This window comes from Microbacterium sp. No. 7 (assembly GCF_001314225.1).
In the GTDB taxonomy this organism is placed as follows: Bacteria; Actinomycetota; Actinomycetes; order Actinomycetales; family Microbacteriaceae; genus Microbacterium.
The window spans coordinates 3,192,140-3,204,809 of the sequence record NZ_CP012697.1; the positions used below are offsets into that span (position 1 = coordinate 3,192,140).

Here is a 12,670-nt window from a genome sequence, read left to right on the forward strand (position 1 = left end):
CGCGGCGCTCAGCCCGGCAGCCGGATGCGGCGCACCCGCGTCGCCCCGGTGCGGTGCAGCCAGGCGCGCCGCGCACCGGCCACGACGAGCGGCGGCAGGTCGCGTGAGCCCGTGATCGCCCGGTGCTCGGCGGCGCACGCGGCGTCGACGACCAGGTCGCCCTCGGCCCGCGCCCGCGACAGCAGCCGCCACTGGCCGAGCCACTCCTCCGGGCTCCCGTAGAGCACGACGCCGTCCGCGACGTCGGCGTCCGGCGCGTCCACGCGCCGCGCGACCACGCCGGCCGCCCGCCAGTCGTCCACGACGCGCTCCGTCGCCGGCCCGCGCGGCGCGACGAGCGCGACGGGCCGTCGCCCCGGCCGCCACGGCGCCGGCTCGGCGGGCGGCACGGGGTCTTCTGCGGGCGCCGTCTCGGCGACCTGCACGAGACGCCCCCGCACGAAGCCGCGTCCCGGTGGCAGGTGCGCGTCGTGCGCGTCGCCGGCGCCGCCGGCCGCGACGTGGTCGGCGCGCGTCGCCTGGGCCAGGATCAGCCGCTCGGAGAACAGGTCGCACACGCGCGCGAGCGCGCCGCCCGTGCGCACGCACGAGAGGACGATGCGGATGCCGCGACCGCGCGCCTCGCGCACGCACCGCATCAGGTGCTCGGCGGCGTGGGCCGCGTGCTCGGCGTCCATGCGCGCGAGCACCGCGTCGGCGTCGTCGAAGACGACCACCGTGCCGGGCGGCACGTGCTCGAGCCCGACGATCGCGTCCCACGCGGCCTCGACGTCGGCCGGGATCCACAGGGCCGACGACGCCTGCCGCGCGATCGTGCGCAGCGCCTCCGTCTTGCCGCTCGCCGATCGTCCGGCCACGAGCAGCCCGGAGGCCTCGTCGGCGAGCTCCCACGGCCGCTGGCGCTGATGCTCGGGCTCGTCGATCAGCCCCACGACGATCGCCCCGGCACGCGCGACGGCCGCTAGGGGCAGCCGCTCGGGGAGCGGCGGCAGCCACGGGCGGTGCGCCCGCTCCCCCGGGTGACGGGCGGCCGCCCGGGCGATCACGTCCGCCGTGCAGCGCGGCACGCGCACGGCACGCGGCGCCGCGTCGGCGGTGCGCCGCACGAGCGCGACGCCCCGCGCCTCGGGCCGGCCCGAGAGCTGCGCGGCGGCGTCGGTGCCGAGCACGGCGCGCGAGTCGGAGGCGTCGGTCACGCGCAGGCCGATGCGCAGCGGCGCGTTCGCGAGCACCGCGTCGCGGAACGCGCCCGCGGCGCGCTGCGACGCCAGCACGAGGTGCATGCCGAGGGCCCGCCCGCGCGCCGCGATGTCGCCGAACAGCTCGTGCAGCCGCGGATGGGCGGAGGTCAGCGCCGCGTACTCGTCGACGACGACGACCAGGCGCGGCAGCGCGTCGCCGGCCTCGTCGACGTCACGGGCGCCGACGTCGGCCAGCACGCGCTCGCGGCGGCGCACCTCGCTGCGCAGGCTCTCGACGGCCCGCAGGGCCTCGGCCTCGTCGAGGTCGGTGAGCACGCCCGTCACGTGCGGCAGCCTCTCCAGGCGGTCGAAGGTGCGCCCGCCCTTGAAGTCGACGAGCAGGAACGCGACGCGCTCGGGGCCGTAGCGATGGCACAGCCCCACGATCCAGGTGGTGAGCAGCTCGCTCTTGCCGGATCCCGTCACGCCCACCACGACCGCGTGCGGCCCGTCGCCGACGAGGTCGATCTCGAAGGCCGCCTCGCCGCTCACTCCGAGCGGGGCGCGCAGCCCGCCCGCACCGGTCGCGTCGCCGGCGTCGAGCAGCTCGCCCAGGTCGGCCGCCCTGCCACCGCGCTGCCCCAGCGACGCCGCCGCCCTCGCCGCGAGGCGCCGGGCGATCGCGGCGGCCTGCTCGGCGGACAGCGCCTCGGTCCGCACGGCGCGCGACGCCCCCGCGTGGTCGAGGCGGGCGGTCAGGTCGCCCTCGACCGTCAGCACGGCGGCGCAGCCCGGGGGCGGCGGCGTGCCCGGCTCGACGCGCACGATCACGGCATCCGCGTCGGCGGGCAGCGGCCGGCCGCCCTCGCCGCAGTGCAGCACGAGCCCCTCCGTCGCGGCCGCGTGCGGCAGCCCCTCGACGGGCGCGCCCTCCTCCCCGATCCGCAGCGCGCCGGGCGGCAGGGCGAGGCACGCCTGCAGCGCGAGCGCCCGCGCGACGGCGGCGGCGGGCAGCGGCGGTCCCGTCACCGCGATCCCCGCGGTCAGCGGCACGAGCACCGGCACGTCGCTCACCGCGCCCGCCTCCGCGCACAGCCGGCGCGACGGCTCGTCGCCGGCCTCGCCTTCGATCCGCACGGCGCTGGGCGCGGCGCCCAGGCCGACCGTCAGCGCGTCGGCGCGGCCCGGCACGACCCGCCAGATCTCGCTCTCGTCGGCGAGGTAGCCGGCCACGTCGGGATGCCGCGCCCGCCGCTGCTCGCGCTCCGCCGCGTGCCGGGCCGCCACGGCGGCGCGCAGCCGCTCGAGCTCGCGACGGCCCTCGGCGTCCGTGCGCCGGCGTGCGCGCCGGGCGCCCCGCCGGCCGTCGAGGAAGGAGGCGACCGCGAGCAGCGGGCCGAGGGCGGCGAACCACAGCGCGAACGTCGAGCCGGTCACGAGCCACAGCACGAGCGCGCCCGCGACGGGCACGACGGCGGTCAGCAGCGGCAGCGGACCGCGCGCGGGCGGCGCGGGCCGGGCGGGCAGGCGAAGCGGCTCGTCGAGCGATGTCATGCCCGCCAGTCAACGCGACCGGCGTGGCGCCCGAGGGCCGGATCGGACGATCCGTGGAGAGATCCGCTCAGTCGGCCGCTGGGGACGAGGAGTCGCGCGCGACGTTGACGACGATGATCGTGATGTTGTCGCGGCCGCCGTTCTCCAGCGCCGCGGCAAGCATCGCGTCGACCGCCTCGCCGGGATCGGCGTTCTCGATGAGGAAGTGCAGGATGCCGTAGTCGGTGAGCTCCTTCGTGAGCCCGTCGCTGCACACCACGAAGCGGTCGCCGTCGATGACCTCCAGGCGCACGTAGTCGGGCGTCACGCCCTCGCTCGGCCCGATCGCTCGGGTGATGACGTTGCTGTAGGGGTGGCTCTCGGCTTCTTCGGGACTCAGCTGGCCCGACGCGATGAGCCCCTGCACGACGGAGTGGTCGGTCGTGACCTGCGCGAGGCCGCCGTCGCGGCAGAGGTACACGCGGGAGTCCCCGACGTTGAGGGTGACCCAGGTGGGCTCCTCCGTCGCGGTGTCGAGGTACACGCCCGTCACGGTCGTGCCGGTGCCCTCGTCGATCTCCTCGGCGCGCGCCGCGATGTCCTGCACCGCCTTGCCCAGGGCCTTCTCGATCGCCCGCGGGCTGACCTGGCCCTTCTCGGCGAGGGCCTGCAGCCGCGACACCGTGCGCGAGCTCGCGATCTCGCCGCCGAGGTGCCCGCCCATGCCGTCGGCCACGACGAAGAGCGGGAACTCCGCGAGGACCGCGTCCTGGTTCGTGTCGCGCCGGTGCCCCTGGTGGGTGACCTCCGCCCAGTCCAGACGGAGCTCGCCGTCGGCGAGAGGCACGGTGCGCGACAGTGTTCTCGCTCCGCTCACGGCATCCTCTCGGTACGACTCCGCTGATGGGTTCACAGCGTTCGTTCAGTCTAGAGCACGGTCTGCGAGCACTCCGGCGCCATACGACCTGATCGGCGCACCATTGCATGCACAGACGACGCCACAGTACCGTGATGCTGTGTGTGCGCCAACTCGTGCAGCACTCGCACCCCGCGATCCCCCGATGCACACGCTCGAAGGAGACGAGAACCATGAGCGATCCCAACGCTGCCCAGCCCGGCGACATCACCCCGCCGCCCGCTCCGGGCCACACCCCTCCGCCCGCCCCGGGCGCCACCCCGCCGCCGCAGGGATACGCCCCGCCGCCCGCTCCCGGCGCGGCCCCGCAGGGCTATGCGGCGGCGCCCGCCGCCGGCGCGCCGCTGGCGCCCGCGTCCGACCAGCAGGCCGCGATGTGGGCGCACATCGGCGGCATCGTCGGCTTCCTGCCGTCGCTCATCATCTGGCTGCTGCTGAAGGACCGCGGCCCGCGCACCGCCGTCGAGGCCAAGGAGGCCCTCAACTGGCAGATCACCTTCACGATCGTCTACGTCGTGCTGTGGATCGTCACGACGATCCTCAGCTCGATCGTCTGGGTGCTCGGCCTGTTCCTGTGGCTGCTCCCGCTCGCCTGGTGGGTGCTCAACGTGGTGTGGTCGATCATGGGCGGCATGCGCGTGAACGCCGGCGGCGGCTACCAGTACCCGATCAACTTCCGCTTCATCAAGTAGCCCGCCGGACCGTGGCGGCTCACACGACGAGCTCGACCTCGCCGGGTGAGCCGCCGCGCATCGTCCAGCCGTTCGCCGCCGCCCACGCGCACAGGCCCGGCAGCGTCGTGGCGCGAGGACGCGTCAGCGCGAGGGCGCGCACGAGCTCCCCCTTGGCGCGCTTGTTGAAGTGGTTGAGCGCGCGGGTCGCCCCGTCGGGCCCCTCGCTCACGACGCGCACGTAGGCGCCGCGCATCCCGTCCGGCACGGGACCGAGCGCGGCATAGGCCTCCGAGCGCAGGTCGAGCACGAACGTCGGCGCCGCCTCGCGCAGCGCCGACGTCACGGCGGGCGCCCACACGCGGCGCAGCGGCGGCAGTCCGGGCAGCGAGGTGCCCGCGGCGAGACGATACGACGGGATGCCGTCGAGCGCGCCGACGGGCCCGAACGGCGCCGAGTGGATCAGCACGTGGCGCGCGAGCCAGGCGCGCGCCGGCGCCGGCAGGGTCGCGGCATCCAGCGCGTCGTAGAGCACGCCCGTGTAGCGGTCGATCGCCGGCATCGTGGCGGCACCGCGCAGTCGCGCGTTGTCGGCGATGTCGCCGCGCTGCCGCACCGACAGCTTGAGCACGCGCGCGGCCTCGTTCTCATCGGCGCTGAGGGCGACGAGCGCGTCGACCACGCGCTCGCGCGGCTCGTGCAGCGACGCGGCGAGGGCCAGCGCGCCGAGGTCGAGCGGACGCCCGGCTCCGCCGGCGCGCTTGGTCTCCGACGGCGGCAGCAGGACCGTCAGCATGCGGGCCTCCCGGTGGATGAGACGACGTGCGGAGACGACGATGCCGCCCGGGATCACCGGGCGGCATCGTCAAGAGACGTTCAGGACGTGAGTGCGGCGTGGCCCGCCACGATGGTCAGCACGTTGCTCTCCATCGACAGGAAGCCGTCCTGCGCCGTCGCGACGACCTTGCTGCCGTCGGGCTGCGTGATGCGCACCTCGCCCTCGGCGAGGATCGCGAGGACGGGCTCGTGACCGGTCATGAAACCGATCTCGCCCTCGACGGTCTTGGCCACGACGAGCGAGGCCTCGCCGTTCCAGACCTCCTCCTCGGCGGAGACGAGGGTGACCGAGAGAGCCATGTCAGCTGTTCTCCTTCTGGATCTGCGCCCACTTCTCCTCGACGTCGGAGATGCCGCCGACGTTGAAGAAGGCCTGCTCGGCCACGTGGTCGTAGTCGCCCTTGACGATCGCGTCGAACGACTCGATGGTCTCCTTGATCGGCACGGTCGAGCCCTCGACACCGGTGAACTTCTTCGCCATGTAGGTGTTCTGCGAGAGGAACTGCTGGATGCGGCGGGCGCGGGCCACGACGACCTTGTCCTCTTCGGAGAGCTCGTCGACGCCGAGGATCGCGATGATCTCCTGCAGCTCCTTGTTCTTCTGCAGGATCTGCTTCACGGCGGTGGCCACGCGGTAGTGGTCCTCGCCGATGTAGCGCGGGTCGAGGATGCGGCTCGTCGAGGCGAGCGGGTCGACCGCGGGGTACAGACCCTTCGACGCGATCTCACGCGAGAGCTCGGTCGTCGCGTCCAGGTGCGCGAAGGTGGTCGCGGGAGCCGGGTCGGTGTAATCGTCGGCGGGCACGTAGATCGCCTGCAGCGAGGTGATCGAGTGGCCGCGCGTCGACGTGATGCGCTCCTGCAGCACGCCCATCTCGTCGGCCAGGTTGGGCTGGTAGCCCACGGCCGAGGGCATGCGGCCCAGCAGCGTCGAGACCTCGGAGCCCGCCTGCGTGAAGCGGAAGATGTTGTCGATGAACAGCAGCACGTCCTGCTTCTGCACGTCGCGGAAGTACTCCGCCATCGTCAGCGCCGAGAGGGCGACGCGCAGACGCGTCCCCGGCGGCTCGTCCATCTGGCCGAAGACGAGAGCGGTCTTGTCGAAGACGCCCGCGTCCTCCATCTCGTGGATGAGGTCGTTGCCCTCACGGGTGCGCTCGCCGACGCCGGCGAACACCGACACACCGCCGTGGTCCTGCGCGACGCGCTGGATCATCTCCTGGATGAGGACCGTCTTGCCGACGCCCGCACCGCCGAAGAGGCCGATCTTGCCACCCTGCACGTAGGGGGTGAGCAGGTCGATGACCTTGATGCCGGTCTCGAACATCTGGGTCTTCGACTCGAGCTGGTCGAAGCTCGGCGCCTGGCGGTGGATGCCCCAGCGCTCGGTGACCTCGACCGTCTCGCCCGGAGCGGCGTTGAGCACGTCGCCGGTCACGTCGAACACGCGGCCCTTGGTGACGTCGCCGACGGGAACCGTGATGGGGCCGCCCGTGTCGCGCACCTCCTGGCCGCGCACCATGCCGTCGGTCGGCTTGAGCGAGATGGCGCGCACGAGGTCGTCGCCGAGGTGCTGGGCGACCTCGAGGGTGATCTCGGTGGAGGCACCGTCAAGGGTGATCGTGGTCTTCAGCGCGTTGTAGATGTCGGGAATCGAGTCGTGCGGGAACTCGATGTCGACGACGGGTCCGGTCACGCGCGCGACGCGACCGACGACCGTCGTGGCCTCGGCAGTGGCGGTGGGAGTCATTTCTTCGTCTCTTTCGGTGTGGTCTTACTTGCCCGACGCCAGGGCGTCGGCGCCGCCGACGATCTCGGCGATCTGCTGCGTGATCTCTGCCTGGCGCGCGTTGTTGCGCAGGCGGGTGTAATCGGTGATGAGCTTGTCGGCGTTGTCGCTGGCCGACTTCATGGCCTTCTGCGTCGCGGCGTGCTTCGCGGCCGACGACTGCAGCAGCGCGTTGAACACGCGGCTCTGCACGTAGACCGGCAGCAGCGCGTCGAGCACGACCTCGGCGCTCGGCTCGAACTCGTACAGCGGATACACCGTCGCCGAGTGCTCATCGGCCTCCGAGGCCTCGACGACCTCGAGCGGCAGCAGGCGCACGGTCTCGGGCGTCTGCGTCATCATGCTGACGAAGCGGTTGTACACGAGGTGGATCTCGTCGACGCCGCCGTCCTCTCCCCCGCGGTCGTAGGACGCCAGCACGGCGCTGGCGATCTGCTCGGCGGTCTCGAAGCTCGGGGTGTCGGTGTCGCCGATCCACTCGCCGGCCGCCTGCATGCGGCGGAACTGGAAGTAGCCCACCGCCTTGCGGCCGACGAGGTAGAACTCCACTTCCTTGCCCTGCGAGCGCAGCAGCTCGGCGAGCTCGAGTCCCTCGCGCATGATCTGCGAGTTGAACGCGCCCGCGAGGCCGCGGTCGGAAGCGAAGATGACGACGGCCGAACGACGGATGTCCTCGCGCTCGGTGGTCAGCGGATGCTGCACGTTCGAGTGCGTCGCGACGGCCGACACGGCGCGCGTCACGGCACGCGCGAAGGGAGTGGACGCGCGCACGCGTCCCATCGCCTTCTGGATGCGCGAGGCCGCGATGAGCTCCATCGCCTTGGTGATCTTCTTGGTGGTCTGGGCAGAAGAGATCTTCTGCTTGTATTCCCGCAGTTGTGCGCCCATGGGACTGTTCTCCTAGAAACGCTCAGCCGCGACGGCCCTTGACGATCTTCTCCTGGTTCACGTCTTCGGCGTGTGCAGCAGCGACCTCTTCGTGACCGGGCTTGTTGATCGACTGGCCCTTGCCGCCCTGGAACTCCAGCACGAACTGGTCGACGGCCTTCTCGAGGGCGGCCTCGGTGTCGTCGTCGAGCACGTTCGTGTCGCGCAGGGTGGTGAGGATCGAGGTGTTGCGACGCAGGTAGTCGAGGAGCTCGCGCTCGAAGCGCAGCACGTCCTCGACCTCGACGGTGTCGAGCTTGCCCTTGGTGCCGGCCCAGATCGAGACGACCTGCTCCTCCACCGGGTACGGCGAGTACTGCGGCTGCTTGAGCAGCTCGGTCAGGCGCGCGCCACGGGCGAGCTGACGACGCGACGCGGCGTCGAGGTCCGACGCGAACATCGCGAACGCCTCGAGCGAGCGGTACTGCGCGAGCTCGAGCTTGAGCGTGCCGGAGACCTTCTTGATCGACTTGACCTGGGCGTCGCCGCCCACGCGCGAGACCGAGATGCCCACGTCGACAGCGGGGCGCTGGTTGGCGTTGAACAGGTCGGACTGCAGGAAGATCTGGCCGTCGGTGATCGAGATCACGTTGGTCGGGATGTAGGCCGACACGTCGTTGGCCTTCGTCTCGATGATCGGCAGACCCGTCATCGAACCGGCGCCGAGGTCGTCCGACAGCTTCGCGCAGCGCTCGAGCAGACGCGAGTGCAGGTAGAAGACGTCGCCCGGGTAGGCCTCGCGGCCCGGCGGGCGGCGCAGCAGCAGCGACACGGCGCGGTAGGCCTCGGCCTGCTTCGACAGGTCGTCGAAGATGATGAGCACGTGCTTGCCCTCGTACATCCAGTGCTGGCCGATGGCCGAGCCGGTGTAGGGGGCGAGGTACTTGAAGCCCGCGGGGTCGGATGCCGGAGCGGCGACGATCGTCGTGTACTCCAGCGCGCCGGCGTCTTCGAGCGCGCCCTTCACCGAGGCGATGGTCGAGCCCTTCTGACCGATCGCGACGTAGATGCAGCGCACCTGCTTGTTCGGGTCGCCCGAGAGCCAGTTCTCGCGCTGGTTGATGATCGTGTCGATCGCGATCGCGGTCTTGCCGGTCTGGCGGTCGCCGATGATGAGCTGACGCTGACCGCGGCCGACGGGGATCATGGCGTCGATCGCCTTGATGCCGGTCTGCATGGGCTCGTGCACGCTCTTGCGCTGCATGACGCCGGGCGCCTGCAGCTCGAGGGCGCGGCGGCCGACCGTCGCGATCTCGCCGAGACCGTCGATCGGGTTGCCGAGCGGGTCGACGACGCGGCCGAGGTAGCCGTCGCCCACGGCCACCGACAGCACCTCGCCGGTGCGGGTGACCTTCTGACCGGCCTCGATACCGGAGAAGTCACCGAGGATGACCACACCGATCTCGTGCTCGTCGAGGTTGAGGGCGAGGCCCTCGACGCCGTTGTCGAAACGCACGAGCTCGTTTGCCATGACGCCGGGCAGTCCCTCGACGTGGGCGATGCCGTCCGCGGCGTCGAGGACGGTGCCGACCTCGGTGGCCGCGGCTGCGGTGGGCTCGTAGGCTGCGACGAAGTCTTTCAGCGCGTCACGGATGACGTCGGGGCTGATGGACAGTTCTGCCATGGTCTTCCTTCTTGTGCAATGTCAGGTGGAGGGCCGGGACCCGCCGTGTCCGCTCCCGGTGGAGCGGGAAGTCTTAACCCGCCAGTCGCTGTCGCAACTCGTGCAGGCGGGCGGATACGGTCGCATCGATGACATCGTCGCCGATCTCGACACGCAGGCCGCCGACGACCGAGGGGTCGACGACGACGTTGACGGCGACCTGAGCCCCGTAACGGGCGCCCAGCGACGACCGCAGCCGATCGAGCTGAGCATCGCCGAGGGGGGATGCCGCATAGACGGTCGCGACGGTGCGCCCCCGCTGCTCCGCGACGATGCGCAGGGCACGGGAGAGCAGCGATCGCACGCGGCGATCGCGGGGCTGCTGCACGAGCGACGACACGATCAGCGTCGTCGCGGCGCTCGCGCGCCCGCTCAGCAGGGTCTCGATCAGACGGCCCTTCGCGGCGTCGTCGCCGAGGCGACTGCCGAGCGCGAGCTCGAGCTGCGGGTTGGCCGCGACGACACGGGCCACCTGGAACAGCTCGCCCTCGACGTCGGCCGCGCCGTCGGCGCGCGAGGCGGCGCGCACGGCGAGCTCCTCGACGCCGGCGACCAGGTCGGCCGGAGCCGACCAGCGCTGGCCGATCGCCGCGAGCAGCACGGCGCGGGTCGTGTCGCCGAACCCGGCGAACACGCTCGACACCACGCGCTGACGCGCCTCGGGCGTCGCCGACGCGTCGGTCAGCGCGCTCGTGAGCTGCGGCGAGTCGCCCAGCACGCGGGCGGCCGCGAACAGCTCACGCGCGACCGTCAGGTCGGCGACGGAGGCCGCGTCGAGCGCCGCCGTGGTCGCCGCCAGAGCCTGTGTCGTGGCGCTGCCCATCAGGAACCCTGCACCTGTCGGGCGTCGGACGCCTCGAGGTCGGCCAGGAAGCGGTCGACGACCGCCTTGGCCTTCTGGTCGTCGCTCAGCGTCTCGCCGATGACACCGCCGGCGAGGTCGAGGGCCAGCGTGCCGACCTCGCTGCGCAGCGAGACGAGCGCCGACTGGCGCTCCGCCTCGATCTGCGTGTGCGCGGTGGCGGTCAGGCGAGCGGCCTCGGCCGCAGCCGTCTCCTTCGCCTCGGCGACGATCTTCTTGCCGTCCTCACGGGCGGCGTCGCGGATCTCACCGGCCTCCTTGCGGGCGTCGGCGAGCTGTGCGGTGTACTCCTGGAGCGCCGCTTCGGCCTTGCGCTGTGCCTCGTCAGCCTTGGCGATGTTGCCCTCGATGGCCTCCGCGCGCTTGTCGAGGAGGACGTAGAGCTTGGGAAGGGCGACCTTCCACACCACGATGAGGATGACGACGAAGCAGACCGCCGACCAGATGATGTCGTACCACGCGGGGATGAGCGGGTTGTGGTCCGCTCCCTCCTCCGCCGCGTACGTGACAAGAGCGTTCAGCATCCTGTCTCCTTATGACTGGTGGCGAGCGATTACTGGAAGATGAAGTACGTCGCGATGCCGATGAAGGCGAGCGCCTCGGTGAAGGCGATACCGATCCACATCAGCACCTGCAGGCGGCTGGCCAGCTCGGGCTGGCGAGCGACGCCCTCGATCGTCTTGCCGACGACGATGCCGACACCGATGGCGGGGCCGATGGCGGCGAGGCCGTAGCCCATCGTCGCGACGTTTCCGCTGAGTTCGGCGAGAACCGTAGTTGCGTCCACGGGGGTGTTTCCTTTCGGTTGGGTGGTCCGGCGAGTGCCGAACCGCTCAGTGCTCTTCGGCCACCGCGAGCTGGATGTAGACCGCGGTGAGGATGGTGAAGACGTATGCCTGCAGGAAGGCCACGAGGACCTCGAACAGGGTGAAGGCCAGTCCGAAGGCCAGCGTCCCGGCGCCGAGCGCCGTCCACCAGCCACCCAGCGTGACCACGAAGAACTGCGTCGCCGAGAAGAACAGCACGAGCATGAGGTGCCCGACGATCATGTTCATCAGCAGACGGAGGGTGAGCGTGACGGGCCGGATGATGAAGGTCGAGATGAACTCGAGCGGCGTCACGATGATGTAGAGGACCGGCGGCACGCCCGAGGGGAAGAGCGAGTTCTTGAAGAAGTTCTTGGGGCTCTTCTTGATGCCCGCGTAGATGAACGTCACGTAGCTGACGACCGCGAGCAGCATGGGCACCGCGATGATGCTCGTGCCCGCGATGTTCAGGAACGGGATGATCCCCGCGATGTTCATGAAGAGGATCATGAAGAACATGGTCGCGAGGATCGGCAGGAACCGGCGTCCGTCCTTCTTGCCGAGCAGGTCCTCCGCGATGCTGACCCGCACGAAGTCGAGGCCCATCTCCACGAGGCTCTGGAAGCGGCCGGGGACGACCGTCATGCGACGCGTGCCCGCCCAGAGCAGCAGCACGACCACGATGGTCGCGAGGAACTGGATCAGGTGGATGCGGGTGATGGCCAGATCGCCGATCTGGAAGACTGCATCCGGGAAGAATTCTGTGATCGACGGGCCATGGAACTCGCCGTCTCCGGCGGTCTTGGCGAGCAATGTCGCAGCTACGGTGTTCAGCGCTGACTCCAGCTTCGGGGCACCGATGAGAATCCGGTGCTCGACGGTCGTTGAGCGTCCGCCCGCAGATGGTCCACGAGAACCGGCGGGCTCATGAAGACTCTATCATTCCTGAGAGGTCGCTCCGTCCCCGCTGTGAGGTCGGGGAGTGCCGGACGGGCCCGCCGCGCCGCGCTCCGCCTCGTCCACGTCGGCGGCGGTCGGCAGCGAGACGTCGCTGACGTTGGGCAGCCGCATCCGGGTCATCACGACGACGTCGATGACGAGCGAGAGCAGCACGCTCAGGATGAGCGCGACCGCGAAGACGCCCGGCTGCAGCCACGGCTGGTCGCGCAGCACGAACAGCGCGACGATGAACAGCACGAACTTGACGATCCAGCCGCCCATGACGGCGCCGAAGAAGATGGGCGTGAACAGCGGATCGCCGTACCAGCGATTGGCGATGACGATGCTCGCGCCCGTCATCCCCAGGAAGACGGCGGCGAGCACGATCGCGACCAGGGCGCTCCAGACGCCGGGCCAGCCCGCGACCAGGTAGCCGACGACGGCGCCCGCGACCGCGAGCACCGCCGACCCGAGCGCGGTCCACCGCAGCGTCGTGCGCAAGACGTGGGTACTGGCGGGCTGCGACCTGTTCATCGGGTCTCCATT

Annotated in this window: 13 protein-coding genes; 1 reads left to right on the forward strand and 12 read right to left on the reverse strand. The window is 71.3% G+C overall.

Going from position 1 to position 12,670, the window contains the following annotated elements:
• Positions 1–8: 8 nt before the first annotated feature.
• Both AOA12_RS14875 and AOA12_RS14880 read right to left on the reverse strand, forming a co-directional pair.
• On the reverse strand, positions 9–2,735 hold the full coding sequence (locus tag AOA12_RS14875) for an FtsK/SpoIIIE domain-containing protein (RefSeq protein ID WP_054684412.1): 2,727 nt from the start codon (positions 2,733–2,735) through the stop codon (positions 9–11).
• 67 nt (positions 2,736–2,802) lie between these two features.
• Positions 2,803–3,591 (reverse strand): PP2C family protein-serine/threonine phosphatase, encoded by a 789-nt coding sequence (locus tag AOA12_RS14880; RefSeq protein ID WP_054684415.1) that lies wholly within the window; start codon positions 3,589–3,591, stop codon positions 2,803–2,805.
• 212 nt (positions 3,592–3,803) lie between these two features.
• On the opposite strand from AOA12_RS14880, the gene AOA12_RS14885 reads away from it, so the two are divergent.
• Positions 3,804–4,322, forward strand: a complete 519-nt coding sequence (locus AOA12_RS14885) for a DUF4870 domain-containing protein (RefSeq protein WP_054684418.1) — start codon at positions 3,804–3,806, stop codon at positions 4,320–4,322.
• Between the two features lie 19 nt (positions 4,323–4,341).
• Here the strand turns inward: AOA12_RS14885 and AOA12_RS14890 are convergent, their stop codons facing one another.
• The 10 genes from AOA12_RS14890 to AOA12_RS14935 form a co-directional block, all read right to left on the reverse strand.
• Complete coding sequence (locus AOA12_RS14890) at positions 4,342–5,094, reverse strand: YaaA family protein (protein WP_054687095.1); 753 nt, start codon at positions 5,092–5,094, stop codon at positions 4,342–4,344.
• Positions 5,095–5,177: 83 nt separating this feature from the next.
• The gene (locus AOA12_RS14895) at positions 5,178–5,438 is read right to left on the reverse strand and encodes a F0F1 ATP synthase subunit epsilon (RefSeq protein WP_054684420.1); all 261 of its coding nucleotides are present in this window, start codon (positions 5,436–5,438) and stop codon (positions 5,178–5,180) included.
• A 1-nt stretch (position 5,439) separates the two neighbouring features.
• Positions 5,440–6,888, reverse strand: a complete 1,449-nt coding sequence (gene atpD, locus AOA12_RS14900; protein ID WP_054684423.1) for a F0F1 ATP synthase subunit beta — start codon at positions 6,886–6,888, stop codon at positions 5,440–5,442.
• Positions 6,889–6,912: 24 nt separating this feature from the next.
• On the reverse strand, positions 6,913–7,815 hold the full coding sequence (locus AOA12_RS14905) for a F0F1 ATP synthase subunit gamma (RefSeq protein WP_054684426.1): 903 nt from the start codon (positions 7,813–7,815) through the stop codon (positions 6,913–6,915).
• Positions 7,816–7,837: 22 nt separating this feature from the next.
• A complete protein-coding gene (gene atpA, locus AOA12_RS14910) occupies positions 7,838–9,478 on the reverse strand; it encodes a F0F1 ATP synthase subunit alpha (RefSeq protein WP_054684430.1) in 1,641 nt (546 codons plus the stop codon).
• Between the two features lie 73 nt (positions 9,479–9,551).
• On the reverse strand, positions 9,552–10,340 hold the full coding sequence (locus AOA12_RS14915) for a F0F1 ATP synthase subunit delta (protein WP_054684432.1): 789 nt from the start codon (positions 10,338–10,340) through the stop codon (positions 9,552–9,554).
• Positions 10,340–10,903 (reverse strand): F0F1 ATP synthase subunit B, encoded by a 564-nt coding sequence (locus AOA12_RS14920; RefSeq protein ID WP_054684435.1) that lies wholly within the window; start codon positions 10,901–10,903, stop codon positions 10,340–10,342. The genes AOA12_RS14915 and AOA12_RS14920 overlap by 1 nt, the downstream gene beginning before the upstream one ends.
• 29 nt (positions 10,904–10,932) lie before the next feature.
• Entirely contained in the window at positions 10,933–11,166 is a 234-nt protein-coding gene (gene atpE, locus AOA12_RS14925; protein WP_054684439.1) for an ATP synthase F0 subunit C, read from the reverse strand.
• A 46-nt stretch (positions 11,167–11,212) separates the two neighbouring features.
• Complete coding sequence (gene atpB / locus AOA12_RS14930) at positions 11,213–11,998, reverse strand: F0F1 ATP synthase subunit A (RefSeq protein ID WP_082406288.1); 786 nt, start codon at positions 11,996–11,998, stop codon at positions 11,213–11,215.
• A gap of 126 nt (positions 11,999–12,124) precedes the next feature.
• Positions 12,125–12,658 carry a hypothetical protein gene (locus AOA12_RS14935; protein WP_054684442.1) on the reverse strand — a complete coding sequence of 178 codons (534 nt, stop codon included), beginning with the start codon at positions 12,656–12,658 and terminating at the stop codon, positions 12,125–12,127.
• Between the last annotated feature and the right edge of the window lie 12 nt (positions 12,659–12,670).